The following is a 15,801-nucleotide window of genomic DNA, read 5'->3' as shown; positions in this document are numbered from 1 at the left end:
TTTAGTAGATCAAGCAGACGGTTCTACTAATTCAAAGACAACTTTAGTAGATCAAGCGGACGGTTCTACTAATTCAAAGACAAGTTTAGTAGATCAAGCAGACGGTTCTACTATTTCTCAGTCAAGTCGCCTTCCATCCCCAACAAAAAACCGTATTCCGACACTTGGAATACGGTCGTTTGATCAAGTTTTAGTGAATCACTTCTTTGATTAAGGTGAGTGGCTCTGCTGAGTCGCTAATCTCAAAGGAAGCTTGGAGTTGTTCAATCACTTCGGAGACATCCTCGCGATTGGCATAGATCGTGGCAACTGCTTCACCTTCCGCTACCGGGTCGCCAACTTTTTTGTGGATCATCACACCAACGGAGTAATCGATTGAATCGGTATACTCAATGCGACCCGCACCTAACAAGCTGCATGCGACGCCGACATCGTGAGCTTTCCAACGGCTCAGATAACCTGAAGTTGGCGCAGTGACTTCGATTTGATATTTGGCTTGAGGTAGTCGCTCTGGGTGATCAACGACCGATGCGTCGCCACCTTGGCTCTCGATAAAGGTGCGCAACTTATCGAGCGCTTCGCCACTGTCAATTTTTTCTTGTAGCAATGCTTTACCTGCTTCGAAATCATCCACGCGCCCTGCTGCTAATAACATTTGCGCACCAAGCACAAGTGATAATTCGGTCAGATCACTTGGACCTTCACCACGTAAGGTATCAATTGCTTCCTTAACTTCTAACGCGTTCCCTACCGCATGACCGAGGGGATGGTTCATATCGGATAAGACAGCTAGTGTTGTTACACCGACTTCTTGCCCAATCTTCACCATGGCATGTGCTAATGCTTCCGCCTGTTCGACCGTCTTCATAAAGGCTCCGTCACCAACTTTGACGTCAAGTACGATCGCATCGGCCCCTGAAGCAATCTTCTTACTCATAATTGAGCTGGCAATTAATGGAATGGATTGAACGGTTGAAGTGACATCACGTAAAGCATACATCTTCTTATCTGCTGGAACTAAATTCCCCGTCTGACCCACGACCGCCACTTTATTTTGGTTAACCAATTCGATAAATCGCTCCGGTGTTTGTTCGATTTGGAAGCCTTCAATCGCTTCAAATTTATCCAGCGTTCCACCGGTATGGCCTAAACCACGACCACTCATTTTCGCTACCGGAACGCCAGCTGAAGCTACGAGTGGCGCTAGCACGATGGTCGTCGTATCACCGACACCCCCGGTAGAGTGTTTGTCTACTTTGACACCTTCAATCGCTGACAAATCAATGCGGTCGCCACTTTCGACCATCGCTAAAGTTAAGTGCGCTGCTTCTCGTTCGGTCATCCCTTTAAAGTAGACCGCCATCATCCAGGCGCTCATTTGATAATCAGGAATCTCACCAGAGGTAAAGCCTTCTACGACGAAGCGAATCTCACGATCAGTGAGCTCTTCGCCATTTTGTTTTCGTTCAATAATATCTACAATTCTCATGCGTTTATTTCTCCTATAAAAATTTCTCCTCACGCAAAATTTCACGCGTAGTACCATCAATATTTCCGACAATGATGCCGTCAGGATAGTTTAAGAATAATCCGTGTTCAACGACACCCACTAAGGTACTCAATTCCAAAGCAAGTTGTTCTGGATTGTCAATCTTTTCAAGATGTAAGTCAATGATATAGTTACCCGCATCCGTACGGAATAATTGGTCCTCTCCTGCTTTGCGGAAGGCAGGACGATAACCACGGCGCTCAAATTCATAAAATAGCTTCCAACTACCAAATGGAATTACTTCAACTGGTAATGGGAACGCCCCTAATTGTGGCACTAACTTATCAGGGGTCACAATCCAAATAATTTCATTACTGTATTGGGCTACAATCTTCTCGTATAAGAGTGCACCCCCGCCACCTTTAATTCCTTCGAATTGGTCGGTCGTCTCATCCGCTCCATCTACTAAGAAATCAATTCGCTCGACTTCATCAAGCGATACGACCGGAATATTCCACTCGCGCATCAATGCTTCCGTCCGTTTCGACGTAGGTACTCCTACAATATCTTTTAACTTCTTCTCTTGAAGCAAAATCCCTACTTTTTCAGTAAAATAATCGGCTGTCGATCCGGTTCCGAATCCAACAATCATCCCGTCTCGAACATACTCTGCCGCTTGAAATCCTGCTGCACGTTTACCCATACTCACACTGATGCACTCCTTCATTATAATGATACTGGTATTATATCATAATTTTTAACGGTTAGGATAACGTTCTCATTGCGAACAGAAATCTACTTAATTTTATGTTATACTTAGAGTACTGATATGACTTAGGAGGTTTCTATGAAACAGAAAGTAATGATCACTTGCCCTGCATGTGGCTTAAAAGGCGTTCGCGAAGTGGAAACACGTATCAATACCGCTACTCAACCTGAATTAAAACGCGCCTTACTACAAGGTGAATTACAACAATTCACTTGTGAAAATTGTGGTGCTAAACGCCAAATCCAATCTGAAATGTTCTACCATGATCCAAAAGGAAAATACATTATTTATAATATTCCAAGCTTAAAGCGCCGCTATGATGAAGTCGAAGAGATGATTGATCAAGCGATGCAAGAAGTCCAAGAAGATACGACCGATTATACGTTACGCCTCGTTGGACTTTACCCAGAACTGATTGAAAAATCACAAATTTTTGACCACGGCTATGATGACCGTGTGGTTGAAATCGTCAAATTATTAACCGATGGACTCTTTGCGAAGGACCGTCCAAATGATAAAGTGGTTGCTCGCTATTTCTTTATGCATGAAGGTGAGCCGAAGATTATGTATATTACCGATAAAGATCAAATCTTAGTTGACTTCAATGAAAACTTACTGAAGTTCTCACGAGAGAAGTTCGACAAAATTAATCCTAAACCAGGCCAAGGGCACTTCCACCTCGTAAACGCAGAGTGGGCCGCGCACGCCTTAAGCCAATCATAAATCATCCATAAAAATAAGGCTGGGACTTTTACGTCTCAGCCTTTTTGCTGTAATTTATGGGTGATTGCGAATGATTAATGCAGTCCCTTGTCCGCCTCCTATGCAGAGTGTCGCCAGACCGTACTGCGCTTGTCGGCGTCTCAACTCATAGATTAAAGATACTAAGATGCGAGCCCCACTGGCTCCGATTGGATGCCCCAAAGCAATCGCTCCTCCGTTGACATTCGTCTTCATCGGATCGAGCCCTAATTCTTGTACGACGCAAAGAGCTTGCGCCGCAAAGGCTTCATTCGCTTCGACCAAGTCAATCTCTTCAAGGGTCAAGTTAGCCAATTGCAATACTTTTTGTGAAGCTGGAATCGGGCCGGTTCCCATAATATCTGGCGAGACTCCAGCATTCGCTTGTGAGACTATACTACATAAGATTGGCCAATCGTGCGATTCCGCTAATTCGCGCGATGTTAAAATGACCGCTGCCGCGCCATCATTAATCCCAGATGCATTACCTGCTGTTACCGTTCCTTCGGGTTTAAATGCTGGACGCAATGCCGCTAATTTTTCCTCAGAAGTCTCGCGCGGATATTCGTCTTGATCAAATACTACGGGTTCGCCTCTTCTTTGTGGAATGAGTACGGGCGTAATTTCTGACGCAAAACGATCCGATTCTAAAGCAGCCAGCGCGCGACGTTGACTTTCTGCCGCATAAGCATCTTGTGCTTGACGTGTGATCTGATAGCGTTCCGCAATATTTTCAGCCGTTAACCCCATATGTTGGTTGCTGAAGACATCGGTCAGTCCATCCGTTAAAATCGAATCCTCGAGCGAGGCATGACCGAGCTTGCTACCCCAACGCTGCTTTTTAGCTAAGTATGGGGCCTGGCTCATACTCTCTGTCCCCCCTGCAACCACAACTTGATTTTGTCCAGTTAAAATACTTTGGGCTGCCAGTTGAATCGCACGCAGACCCGATCCGCACACCATATCGACCGTAAAAGCCGTCTTATCTTCTGGAATGCCACTATGCATCGCAATTTGACGTGCGACATTTTGCCCTAACCCAGCACCTAACACATTTCCAAAGATGACTTCATCCACTTGTTCGGCACTGATACCACTCTCTTTAAGTAGGTCACGTACTACAGCAGTTCCTAATTCGACTGCAGAAATATCTTTTAAGCTGCCGCCAAAGGATCCGATGGCGGTTCGTTTTGCACTACAGATTACAATCTCCATTGTCGCCTCCTATAATCATATTGTGTTTTAAATTTTTGGTTGAGAAAATTGTTTTTTACAATTATATCGAAGTTTGGTGATTAACGAAAGCTTTTACCACTGTTTTCATCCTTCATCGCACAAAAAACCAGCCCCGAATAAGGCTGGTAGACTGACTTCATGATTAATTTGACGTAAAGTTATCGAAGTAACCTTGAATATAGACAAATGGTGTTCCTTTGTCTCCGGAACCACTGACTAAATCACTCAGTGAGCCGATTAAATCTGGAATTTGACGTGGGGTTGTTCCTTCTGAAACCATGGAATCTTGAATAGCTTGTTTATTTTGAATCGCTTGTTGTACGGCAAGACGTTGGTCTGCCTCGCTTAAATCAGCGTATTCATTATCTACCAAATATTTTAATTTCAATTCATTCGGACGTCCAGCTAAACCTTCAGTAAAAGCTGGGGAAACAACCGGGTCGGCTAATTCCCAAATTTTTCCAACGGGATCTTTGAACGCACCATCCCCATAGACCATTACTTCAATCGTTTTGCCGAGCGCTTCTTTTACATACGCTTGAATCGCATCCACCACTTGTTGGTTATCCCGCGGGAATAATTTCAACGTAGTTTCCGATGCTTTATTGGATCCAAGTAATCCATAGGTTTCGTTATAGCCATGTTCTTGACTTGGTTCATTTAAAATGTCTGCAAGCGTTAGAACTTTCAAGCCAGGTTGGTCAAGTCGCTGTAAAGCTTTCTCATTGAGTGAACGACTGTGAATATCCGAAAGTAAAATGTGGTCCGTATGATTGACAATTTCGCTCACTTGATTAGCTAAAATAATCTCAACTTCGGCCCCTTCCCCAGTCACAATCTCAGAGTAATAGTCCAAATAGTTAATTCCAGTAAATTGATGCTCATTATGGCCGAATAACTCAATCCATTCGTCATACGTAAAAACATCGGTATAAGGATTAACCCCTTTCTCGGCTAATTCTTCCGGTGTAATAATATGATTACCGACTTCATCACTTGGATATGATAATTGAACGGTGACTTTCTTAGAGGCTTGTGCTAAGCCTTTCAAAATCATTGAGAATCGGTTACGACTTAAGATTGGAAATACCACACCGAGGTGCTCAATCTTTTCGCCTTGGTTAAATTTATGTTGGGCATCGCGGCGAATGTCATCTACTGAAATATAGTTACCTTGCGCACGCGCTACAACGGACTCTGTTAAGGTAAAGACATCCCGGTCTCTAACTTCAAAGACCCCTGCCTCATGACATTTCAAGATACAATCTGCTGAGATTTTTGCAATATCATCCCCTTGATTAATAATTGGGGCTCGAACACCGTATACAACCGTTCCTACTAATCGCTCATTCATACTATCCCTCTTCTCATGATTTAGATTACCATTCGCATTAACTTTAGCTGTCAATACGCTATTTATTATACCTTAAAACATACGATTACTTAAGACTTTGTTGCATAATCCAAACTAATTTTAAGGAAAATTGAATTAATATGACCGATTAAATTCAATTTATTGATATATTCACTATTAGCGTCTAAGATAGAAGTGATAGACCAAAGAGCCAAAATGATAAGGAGGTTGCTTATGCACCGAACAATTAAAACCGCTGGATTGAACTGTCCAAATTGTGCTGGAAAAATTGAACAAGCCATCAATCAATTGGCTTGGATTCAAACAGCAAGCGTAAATATTGCTACACAAGAAATAACCCTTCAAACAAGCGAGACACCGACTCAAGGCCAACTCAAAGAGATCCAACAGATTGTATTGAGTTACGAACCGGATGTTACCGTTTATATCGAGCCACAGTCTCAAGATTCGCTAGAGTCACTCGAACCCCAACAAAAAAATAAACTCATTCAAATTATTAGTGCATCTTTATTACTCGTTATCGGCGTATTTTTACTATACAAAGCGCCCGGTTTCTCTCGCCTGACTTTTATTTTACTATTGATGGCTTACCTTATCGCAGGGTTAGATGTGATTACTGCTGCGTTAAAAAATATAATGCGCGGTGTTTGGTTTGATGAACACTTCTTAATGGCGGTGGCAACGCTGGGTGCCTTTGCTATTGGAGAGTATATTGAAGCCGTCGCAGTCATGGTTTTTTATAAGGTTGGAGAATACTTTCAAGATGCAGCCGTCGATCAATCTCGTGCATCGATTACAGCGCTAATGGACATTCAACCTACCATCGCACGCGTTGAAAGATCATCAGGCACCATCGAGATTTCGCCTGAAAATGTTCAAATCGGTGAAATACTCCAAGTACGTCCTGGTGAGAAGATCCCCTTAGATGGTGAGGTGATTGAAGGTGAATCGCAAGTCGATACGAGCGCACTGACGGGTGAATCACGTCTAACACGATTAACACCGGGGGACACCGCACTTTCAGGTTGCATCAACCAAACGGGTCTTCTGCGTATTCGTGTCACCGAACTTTATCAAGATTCGACCGTCCGAAAGATTATTGATCTCGTCGAACATGCAGCCAATCGTAAAGCACCTACTGAGCGTTTAATGACAAAATTCTCAAAATACTATACCCCTATCGTCGTCTTTGTCGCTTTATTCTTAGCTGTGATACCTCCACTCTTCTTACAACAAGACTGGAGCGAATGGTTAAGACGCGCTTGTACTTTCTTAGTTATCTCTTGTCCATGTGCTTTAGTTATCTCGATTCCGTTAACATTTTATGGTGGAATTGGTGCCGCCTCAAAACAAGGAGTTCTAGTCAAAGGTGGCAACTACTTAGAAGCATTGAGCCAAGTTAAGACCGTCGTCTTTGATAAGACAGGAACTTTAACGGCAGGACAATTCCAAGTTCGCCATCTCATACCTGCGGAAGGGATTTCGGAAGAGCAGTTGCTCGAATTAGCGGCCATTGCAGAGCAGCACTCTAACCATCCTATTGCTGAATCTATTCGCCAAGCATACCACCAAGAGGTCACCTCAGTCTCATTAGATTAAATCGAAGAGGTTGCTGGAAAGGGTCTACGAGTACAGTATCAAGGACATTCGCTGTTGGTCGGTAATGCTACGTTACTCGAAGAGGCGGGTGTCTCATTCAATCCTTGCAATGATTCTGGTACGAAAGTCTATGTGGCATACCAAGGTCAGTCACTGGGTGTTATTGTCATTGATGACGCACTAAAACCCGATAGCATCACCGCTATTGACCAACTTCGTACACTTGGGATTGACCAATGCATCATGTTAACTGGCGATAATGAACAAACAGCCCAGTCCACAGCCGAAACACTCGGGTTAGATCGATACTATGCCCAACTTCTGCCTGAGGATAAAGTTCATCTTATGGAGCAAATCGCAAAAGATTTACCGATGGATCATAAGGTAGCTTTTGTCGGTGATGGCATTAACGACGCGCCCGTCCTCGCACGAGCAGATCTAGGGGTTGTGATGGGGGCACTCGGATCCGATGCTGCCATTGAAGCAGCCGATATCGTCTTAATGACGGATGAACCTAGTAAATTAGCCCAAGCAATTCAAATCTCACAAAAAACAAAGCGGATTGCTTATCAAAATATCCTATTTGCACTCGGTGTTAAACTATTATTTTTAATCTTAGGAGCCCTTGGCCTCACCAGTATGTGGCTCGCCGTCTTTGCAGATGTAGGTGTCGCATTGATCGCCGTATTTAATGCTCGCCGAATGATCCGATAAGTCCTATCACCCTCAGGACATACCCTTATTAACAGCGAATTCGTAACGATTGTGATAAGATTTAAGCAATAAGCATGAAAGGATGATTTTGTGGGACTCTTAGTTGATGGTGTGTGGCATGATGAATGGTATGATACGAAAAGTACCGGTGGCCGCTTTATCCGAACGGATTCGCAATTCCGTCATTGGGTGACTGCCGACGGTAGCGCCGGGCCTACGGGTGAAGCGGGGTTTAAAGCCGAAAAAGGTCGCTATCATTTATATTTAAGTTACGCCTGTCCCTGGGCACATCGCACGCTAATTATGCGCAAATTGAAAGGGCTCGAGGACTTCATCTCTGTTTCTTTCGTCAACCCCTATATGTTAGAAAAAGGTTGGACATTCGAGGACTATCCAGGTGTGATTGGTGACCCGATTCATCACGCAAAGTATCTATACGAAGTCTACTTAGCCGCAGATTCAAATTATTCAGGTCGTGTTACGGTTCCTGTATTATGGGATAAGCAAACCGAGACGATTGTGAATAACGAATCCTCAGAAATTATACGCATGTTAAATTCAGCTTTTGACGAAATTGGCGCCAAACCCGGTAATTACTCACCTGAAGAATGGTTAGAAGAAATTGATAAAATGAATGAGTTAGTGTATGACAATGTCAATAACGGGGTTTATAAAGCAGGCTTTGCAACGGAACAATCTGTCTATGAAGAAGAAGTCACTCGTCTCTTTGAGACACTGGATAAGTTAGAATTGCACCTCGAAGATCGTACTTATTTAGTTGGCGATCAATTAACAGAAGCAGATATTCGTTTATGGACGACCTTAATTCGTTTTGATCCCGTCTATTTCGGACATTTCAAGTGTAATATTCGACCGTTAGTCGATTATCCAAATCTTTGGTACTTCACACGGATGATTTATAATTTAGAAGGGATTGCCGAGACAGTCAATATGGATCATATCCAGCACCATTACTACGGCAGTCACCCAACCATCAATCCGAATGGCATTGTCCCTGTCGGGCCAGAACTGGATTATTCCTTATCATAAAAAAATAGAGCTAATCTTTCGCTTGAAAGGTTAGCTCTAACTTTTTTATTGGAGTATCATCGGTTTAACCTACTTCTTATAGTCCGGAATAGTATCAATTTGACGTACGGTCGCTTCAATTTCTTCGCGATTCGGCTCTAAAAATGGAGGCAGCGATAAAGATTCGCCCAGTGACTCATAGTCTTCATCACCTAAAAATCCTGGCCCGTCTGTCGCTAATTCAAATAATAAAGGTTGCATAATAATTGTATACAATGATTCAAAGAAGAAACGATCAACAAGGCCTGATGAAGTTACTCCCAAATGATTCAGACGATCTTGCCATTCAGCGAGGTGTTCGTGATCTTTCACACGAAAGGCAATATGATGAATCGTACCATATCCTTGAGTACCTTGTGGGCTTTCGGTATCTTTTATTACAATAACTGCCCCACCGTTTCCACCTTCTCCCGTCTCTAACCAATGCGCATCGCCTTCAGTCATTACCTCTTCGAAGAGATAGACCCCTTTGAAGACTTGCATAAACTGATCAAAAGGAGCGACTTTAATAATTACAGGTCCTAAGCCATAAATCGCATATTCCTCAGGAACTGGGCCACGCTTCCAAGGTGTACCGGGAGCTACTCCCTTATTATTTTGGTCAGAAATTAACATGTATAATTGACCGTCAGCATCTTCAAAATTCAAAATTTTGCGGCCAAACCACTCATTAATCGTATCGTGCTCAACATCAAACTCTTCAAAACGCTTTTGATAATATTCGAGCGCTTCATCCGAAGGGACCCGGAAAGAAGTGCGATGTAGCTCATTGGTTCCATGGGTTCCTTGTGGAATTCCCGGAAAATCAAAAAAAGTCATGTCTGTCCCTGGGTTCCCACAATCATCCGCGAAGAATAAATGATAAGTATGTATATCATCTTGATTGACCGTCTTCTTCACAAGACGCATTCCTAGAACCCGTGTAAAGAAGTCGTAAATCATCTCAGCATCACTTGTTATGGCAGTAACATGGTGTATTCCTAATAATGGTTCCATCGATAAGTCAACTCATTTCTATTTATTCTATTTTTAGCTTACAATAAGTGTATAGGAAGTCAACGCATTGGCCAAAGAAATTGCTTTTAAGGAGGATGTCTATGAGACTAAACTAATAAATATTGATTTAAATATTTATTGTGTTCCATTTTCATTCTGCTATAATTAGCATTATTAAAATATCTGAAAGGAGAATTAAAAGTGTTAAAATTTATGAAGAAAATCCCTGGTGGATTATTACTCGTCCCAATGTTTATTAGTGCATTAGTTGCGACCTTTGCACCAGAATTATTTCGTATCGGAGGAATGACAGAAGCCTTCTTAACGCCTAAGGGGACTAACTTTATTGTGGCATTAATTTGTTTTTGTTCATCAACCTTATTGGACTTATCAACGTTAAAACATGTTCTACGAAAACAAGGAAGTATGCTCTTACTCAAAATCGCACTTTGCTTTGGCTTAAGTTTCTTATTTAGTAATCTATTTGGGCCTGTCGGTGTCTTAGGCATTTCATCCCTTGCTTTTGCCGTGGCGATTACGTCATTAAACCCTTCGATTTACTTAGCTTTAATTAGTGATTATGGGACGGAAGAAGATCGTGGGGCTTTCGCTTTAACTGGAATTCTACTTACACCTGCATTCCCAATGTTAGTCTTTAGTATTGCCTCTGCTTCAAACTTTGACTGGATTAGCTTATTATCTGCTTTAATCCCAACGATTTTAGGGATTCTAATTGGTAACTTAGACCGTGATATGGCGAAACTATTTTCGCCAATGGTCGTTCCGTTAACTCCAATTATGGGATGGATCTTCGGTTCAAGTATTAACCTAATTGCAGCCGTTCAGTCGGGCATCAGCGGTATTCTATTGACTGTATTATATTACTTAGCAATGTTCCCAATTATTTATTTGTTCGAACGCTATGTCCTTAAAGAAGATGGCATCTCCACCTTTGGAATTACGTCGATTGCCGGAGCTTCCGTACCATTCCCGTTAATCTTAGCGGAATTATTCCCAGAAGTAGCTGCCTATGCACCTACAGCAACGGCGCAGATTGCGATGGGAGTTATTATTACAAGTATCTTAACACCGTTCGTTGCTGCTAAATTTGCACAACGTCATCAAATTGCTAAAAATCAACCGTTAGACTAAAAGAAAATATATAGAAAGAGGTCCAATCGAAATGACAAATTATTTCCAAGAAGCACTTCAGCTTAAAGATAAAATGATCGAAAACCGACGCCATCTTCACCAAATTCCAGAAGTGGGACTGGAATTACCTGAGACTAAAGCGTTTGTAAAAGGCAAACTAGAAGCTCTCGGCTTAACCGTCAAAGAATATGGCGAATCAGGATTGAGTGTCTTAATTGAAGGTGAAAAAGGCCCAGGGAAGTGTCTCTTAATTCGTGCCGATATGGACGCGCTACCGATGAAGGAAGAATCGGGCTTACCATTCTCAGCTACCGGCGATAAAGCCCATGCGTGCGGTCACGATGTGCATACTGCGATTGCACTAGGTACTGTGGAACTCCTTCTGGCACATCGCGCTGACTTCAAAGGTTCGGTTAAATTTATGTTCCAACCTGCCGAAGAAATCTTCAAAGGTTCGTACATGATGATTGAAAATGGTATTTTAGAAGATCCAAAAGTAGATGTGGCAATGGGCTTGCATACTTCACAAGATGATGTCCCACATGGTTTCTCTTATAATGAAGGATATGTCACAACATCATCTGATAACTTTAAAATTACCGTAACCGGACGCGGTGGTCACGGTGCGTACCCACACTTAGCCATTGATTCTTTAGATGCTGCCGTTAAGATTTACCAAGCGTTCAATGACTTAATTGCGCGTGAAGTACCTGCACAAGATATTGCAACCTTGACTTTCGGTCAATTAGCAGGCGGTACAAATGCGAATATTATTCCAGAGACCACCGTACTGCAAGGAACGTTCCGAACATACAACCCGGAAATTCGTCAAACAATTAAAGAACGAATTGATGTCATTCTTGAATCGATTGCGAAAGCAACGCGTACGCAAATCAACTTAGAGTACGTTGCAGGTGTTCCTAGCCTGATGTCTAACCCTGAACTAACGCATGAACTCGTTGAATATATCCGTCAAGCCAATGATCAACTGACGATCGTTCCGGATATACAAATTATGGCAAGCGAAGACTTTGCCTTTGTAGCGGAACGTGTTCCAGCTACCTTCTTTATGCTTCATACGAAAGTAGAAGGCAATGACCGCAACCACCATGATCCTCGTATTCAATTCAACGAAGACGCGATGACCGACGGTGTTGGTATCTTTGCAACGAGCGCCATCAACTGGTTGAATAATAACTAATCGAATTATTTAAAACCGAGCCACTTCGCGCTAAATTCTGGTTCTCTGTCAAATGATGTTGGTGGAGAATTTCCTGCCCAGAGAATTTTTCTCTGGGTTTTTATTGTGCTATCTATTAACTAAGCAGCTAACTAAGCAGCAGAATGTATATTAGCTTCTTCCTTTTCTTTTTCTTGTTGCTTTTCTTCTTTAAATGTTAAGGGGCGTAGGATTAGTTTGCCTTCGGATGTTAGTTTTTGAGTCAGGATAATGCGAGCCTTGAGATGGTCAAAGCGACGGTAACCGTAACCGGTTCGTTTAACGAGCTTGATTTTATTGTTAACTCCTTCAATATAGCCATTAGATAAGGTGTAATGACAAGCTTTCTTGATTCCTTCGAGATAGCGCTTAATGGTATTAAAGCTCTTACGAAGTGGACGAGAGAAGGTATATTTTCGGCTTTCTTCTAACAAGTATTCAATTTCCGAGTCATGATGGTGATTGACGGCAAACTTCATTCGATTGACCCAGTCATAAGCTTGCCTCAAGCGAGGATCTAACTGAATCAAATAGTCCACTCGCATTTTCTCAGTCATAACTCCCTCATAAAGACGATGAGCGTAATAGTTGGTAAAGTCTAACGTTTCGCTATTTTTGAGGATTAACTTCCACTCTTGCTTGAGCTTTCGATAATCACGTGGGCGTTTTGTCTTGAGGTGATTCATCACCTTCACTCGTATTTGATTTAAGGTCCGATTCAGTAGTTGGATGACATGGAAGCGATCAATAATCATTTTGGCATCAGGAAAGAGCTCTTGGAAGAATTTATAGTAAGGACTGTACATATCAATAGTAATCGTCTTCACTTTTCGACGCTCTTGTAGAGAATAGCGCATAAAATAAGCTTCGAGGGTCTTTTGCGTGCGATCTTCTAAGACATCAAAAAGAGTATGCTTATGATTATTAACAAGCACGCAGGACATGGCTCCAACAGCTGATTTAACAGATTTAAATTCATCAATAGCTAGATGTTGAGGTAGATGTGGACGGTAGCTCTTCTCTGCTTCTAAACTCTCTTCAAGTATACGAATCACCGTGGTCACGGATACGTTGAAGTGTTGAGCAATCAAGGACATGGACTGTGTTTGAGCCAGTTCAAAAAGGATCATGTGCTTGATTCGCTTACTAATAAAGGAATGTGCATCCACCAGATCTGTCTGAGCAGTAAAGGTATGCTGACAATGCTTACAATAGAATCGTTGCTTCTTCAAAACTAAACGAATCGCTTGAAAGTCTAGTTGACCTAGAAGAAGCTTGGACTTTACAAATCCGTGGTTGATGATATCTGCACTTGAATGATTGGTAGCACCACAGTGCTGACAAGCTGTAGGCCGGTAGGTTAAAGTGCCAATTAAATGGATTTCATTACGATTCTTATGGCGAACGGTTTCCACTTGGTCTTCTAATTTGATATGTGGGTCTTCAATTTTTAACAATTTTGCGATACAATGGTTCTGAGTCATAGGAACTTCCTTTCTAATGTTTGATTAGCACTTACATTTTAGGAATTCTATGGCTCTTTTTCAATATAAAATAAAAAATGATGCCAATGAGTTTTCACTCACCAACATCATTTATTATAGAACCTAAATTCTGCGTGAAACGGCTCGGTTTTTTATTTTTTATACTAACAAGGATTGAATTTTTTAGCGTATTATTCCTTTTTATTGTTGTCCATTGCAGCTCCAATTGCAGCTCCTATTACGAGCCCCATCCCTACACCGAGACCTATATTATTTGTTGCTGCACCAATAGCTGTTCCTAACACTAACCCTATACCTATCCATGTTCCAATTTTATCTGGTAATTTATTAGACATTTTATTCTCCTTTATCAATTCTAAATTTAATTATAAAAATACTTCTAACCACTATTTTAGCGAAATGAATAAAATAAACAACCCGAACCAATGAGGACTCCATCTGTAAGCGAACAAGTTCGCAACCGCTGCAATCTAACGTTTTGAGTCTTCATTTGTTGCCCTGTACGCACATCTTAACCGTAACACACCGTGTTCGAACAACTATGGTGAATTGCTCCCATCTATTCAACAAAAAAGCACTCCCGATGATGGGAGTGCTGTAATTTCGTATTTGCAATAACAAATATTAACGTTTTGAGAATTGTGAACTCTTACGAGCTTTCTTAAGACCTGGTTTCTTACGCTCAACCATACGTGGGTCACGTGTAAGAAGTCCTGCTGATTTAAGTGCTGGACGGAAGTCTGGGTCCACGGTTAATAATGCACGTGCAATACCGTGACGGATTGCGCCTGCTTGACCAGAAACACCACCACCTACCACGTTAACGAAAACATCATAACTACCTAATGTTTCAGTTACGGCGAATGGTTGCTTCATCACTTCGTGTAAGTGAGGGAATGGTACGTAATCTTCTAATGAACGTTTGTTAATTGTGATTACACCTGTTCCTGGCACTAGACGAACGCGAGCTGTCGCATTTTTACGGCGACCAGTTCCAATATATTGTGCTTGAGCCATGCTGATTCCCTCCTTAAATTAATTCTTGAATGTCTAATACTTCTGGTTGTTGAGCTGCATGTTTGTGCTCTGAACCACGATAGACATGAAGTTTTTTGAACTGTTGACGACCTAAACGGTTATCAGGAAGCATTCCTTTAATAGATAATTCCACTAAACGTTCAGGATTTTTTTCACGTAATTCACCGGCTGAGATAGATTTTAATCCACCTACATAACCAGAGTGACGGTGATACATCTTGTCTGTTTCTTTCTTACCAGTTAACTTAACGTTTTCTGCATTAATAATAATTACGAAGTCACCTGTATCCACATGTGGAGTGTAAGTAGGTTTTGTTTTGCCACGTAAGATTGAGGCAGCAACAGTTGAAAGACGTCCTAATGGAACATCTGTTGCATCAAGAACTACCCACTTGCGTTCTACTTCGTTTTTCTTAGCCATATATGTTTGACGCACGATGATTTCCTCCAATTTATTAGTTGTTTACATTACTATGAGTTTCCGGGGCTCATTGTGGGGTAAACAATACCGTTAATCATTGTACTATGATTATCGACTCACGTCAAGACTGCTTTTCATTATGATAGTGTCAAATTATTGTTGGTTTTCCTCTACCATACTTTTATATTTCCCTGAACCTAGTTTCATGGATTCCATATTTTAACCGGCGCCTTTGGCACCGTGCCTCCATCCGCATTCAGTTCGTCGCCGCTCGCTTTCGTTATGAAGACGGGATTCACTCTATTGGATTTCAATAACCAGCGATGGTCTCAAAAACCTGTCGACTCCGTGTGTTATTAGAATAGTGTAAGATCGCTACTTTACCACTCCATTCATACTGGCGGGCGTATTTTCGCCCCACACGGCCATCTAATTTATTGACTCTTCGTTCTCTTTCT

General features: G+C 41.9%; 14 protein-coding genes and 1 pseudogene. 6 read left to right on the top strand and 9 right to left on the bottom strand.

What is annotated here, in order from left to right; genetic code table 11:
- Positions 1–214 (top strand): hypothetical protein (locus HMPREF9707_RS09090; RefSeq protein ID WP_006701809.1); only part of this gene is annotated, 214 nt, incomplete at its 5' end.
- On the opposite strand, the gene HMPREF9707_RS06000 is transcribed toward HMPREF9707_RS09090, so the two are convergent.
- Positions 191–1,489, bottom strand: a complete 1,299-nt coding sequence (locus tag HMPREF9707_RS06000; RefSeq protein ID WP_006701808.1) for a pyrimidine-nucleoside phosphorylase — start codon at positions 1,487–1,489, stop codon at positions 191–193. The genes HMPREF9707_RS09090 and HMPREF9707_RS06000 overlap by 24 nt on opposite strands.
- Positions 1,490–1,502: 13 nt before the next feature.
- Positions 1,503–2,192: a ribose-5-phosphate isomerase RpiA gene (gene rpiA / locus HMPREF9707_RS05995; RefSeq protein ID WP_040443390.1), complete on the bottom strand. Its 690-nt coding sequence runs from the start codon at positions 2,190–2,192 to the stop codon at positions 1,503–1,505.
- Between the two features lie 144 nt (positions 2,193–2,336).
- On the opposite strand from rpiA, the gene HMPREF9707_RS05990 reads away from it, so the two are divergent.
- Positions 2,337–2,981, top strand: coding sequence for a CpXC domain-containing protein (locus HMPREF9707_RS05990; protein WP_006701806.1), 645 nt, complete (start codon positions 2,337–2,339; stop codon positions 2,979–2,981).
- Between the two features lie 54 nt (positions 2,982–3,035).
- Here the strand turns inward: HMPREF9707_RS05990 and HMPREF9707_RS05985 are convergent, their stop codons facing one another.
- Both HMPREF9707_RS05985 and HMPREF9707_RS05980 read right to left on the bottom strand, forming a co-directional pair.
- Complete coding sequence (locus HMPREF9707_RS05985) at positions 3,036–4,214, bottom strand: acetyl-CoA C-acetyltransferase (protein WP_006701805.1); 1,179 nt, start codon at positions 4,212–4,214, stop codon at positions 3,036–3,038.
- 163 nt (positions 4,215–4,377) lie between these two features.
- On the bottom strand, positions 4,378–5,589 hold the full coding sequence (locus HMPREF9707_RS05980) for a coenzyme F420-0:L-glutamate ligase (protein WP_006701804.1): 1,212 nt from the start codon (positions 5,587–5,589) through the stop codon (positions 4,378–4,380).
- Between the two features lie 234 nt (positions 5,590–5,823).
- Between HMPREF9707_RS05980 and HMPREF9707_RS05975 the strand changes: the two are divergent.
- Both HMPREF9707_RS05975 and HMPREF9707_RS05970 read left to right on the top strand, forming a co-directional pair.
- Positions 5,824–7,923 (top strand): annotated as a pseudogene (locus HMPREF9707_RS05975) (heavy metal translocating P-type ATPase).
- Between the two features lie 90 nt (positions 7,924–8,013).
- Positions 8,014–8,973 carry a glutathione S-transferase family protein gene (locus tag HMPREF9707_RS05970; protein ID WP_006701801.1) on the top strand — a complete coding sequence of 320 codons (960 nt, stop codon included), beginning with the start codon at positions 8,014–8,016 and terminating at the stop codon, positions 8,971–8,973.
- 69 nt (positions 8,974–9,042) lie between these two features.
- On the opposite strand, the gene HMPREF9707_RS05965 is transcribed toward HMPREF9707_RS05970, so the two are convergent.
- Positions 9,043–10,008: a ring-cleaving dioxygenase gene (locus tag HMPREF9707_RS05965; protein ID WP_006701800.1), complete on the bottom strand. Its 966-nt coding sequence runs from the start codon at positions 10,006–10,008 to the stop codon at positions 9,043–9,045.
- A 201-nt stretch (positions 10,009–10,209) separates the two neighbouring features.
- On the opposite strand from HMPREF9707_RS05965, the gene HMPREF9707_RS05960 reads away from it, so the two are divergent.
- Both HMPREF9707_RS05960 and HMPREF9707_RS05955 read left to right on the top strand, forming a co-directional pair.
- Positions 10,210–11,160 (top strand): 2-keto-3-deoxygluconate permease, encoded by a 951-nt coding sequence (locus HMPREF9707_RS05960; RefSeq protein WP_006701799.1) that lies wholly within the window; start codon positions 10,210–10,212, stop codon positions 11,158–11,160.
- Positions 11,161–11,191: 31 nt separating this feature from the next.
- Complete coding sequence (locus tag HMPREF9707_RS05955; RefSeq protein ID WP_006701798.1) at positions 11,192–12,361, top strand: M20 metallopeptidase family protein; 1,170 nt, start codon at positions 11,192–11,194, stop codon at positions 12,359–12,361.
- Positions 12,362–12,492: 131 nt separating this feature from the next.
- Here HMPREF9707_RS05955 and HMPREF9707_RS05950 read toward each other — a convergent pair whose 3' ends face one another.
- The 4 genes from HMPREF9707_RS05950 to rplM all read right to left on the bottom strand — a co-directional run bounded on the left by HMPREF9707_RS05950 (position 12,493) and on the right by rplM (position 15,358).
- Positions 12,493–13,863, bottom strand: coding sequence for an ISL3 family transposase (locus HMPREF9707_RS05950; protein WP_006701371.1), 1,371 nt, complete (start codon positions 13,861–13,863; stop codon positions 12,493–12,495).
- Positions 13,864–14,054: 191 nt separating this feature from the next.
- Positions 14,055–14,219, bottom strand: a complete 165-nt coding sequence (locus HMPREF9707_RS08765; RefSeq protein WP_006701797.1) for a glycine zipper family protein — start codon at positions 14,217–14,219, stop codon at positions 14,055–14,057.
- Positions 14,220–14,508: 289 nt separating this feature from the next.
- Entirely contained in the window at positions 14,509–14,901 is a 393-nt protein-coding gene (gene rpsI / locus HMPREF9707_RS05945; protein WP_006701796.1) for a 30S ribosomal protein S9, read from the bottom strand.
- A gap of 13 nt (positions 14,902–14,914) precedes the next feature.
- Positions 14,915–15,358: a 50S ribosomal protein L13 gene (rplM, locus tag HMPREF9707_RS05940; RefSeq protein ID WP_006701795.1), complete on the bottom strand. Its 444-nt coding sequence runs from the start codon at positions 15,356–15,358 to the stop codon at positions 14,915–14,917.
- Between the last annotated feature and the right edge of the window lie 443 nt (positions 15,359–15,801).

This window comes from Falseniella ignava CCUG 37419 (assembly GCF_000301055.1).
Classification (GTDB): Bacteria; Bacillota; Bacilli; order Lactobacillales; family Aerococcaceae; genus Falseniella; species Falseniella ignava.
The sequence above is the reverse complement of the archived record's forward strand: the minus strand, read 5'-3'. Positions and strand labels throughout refer to the sequence as shown.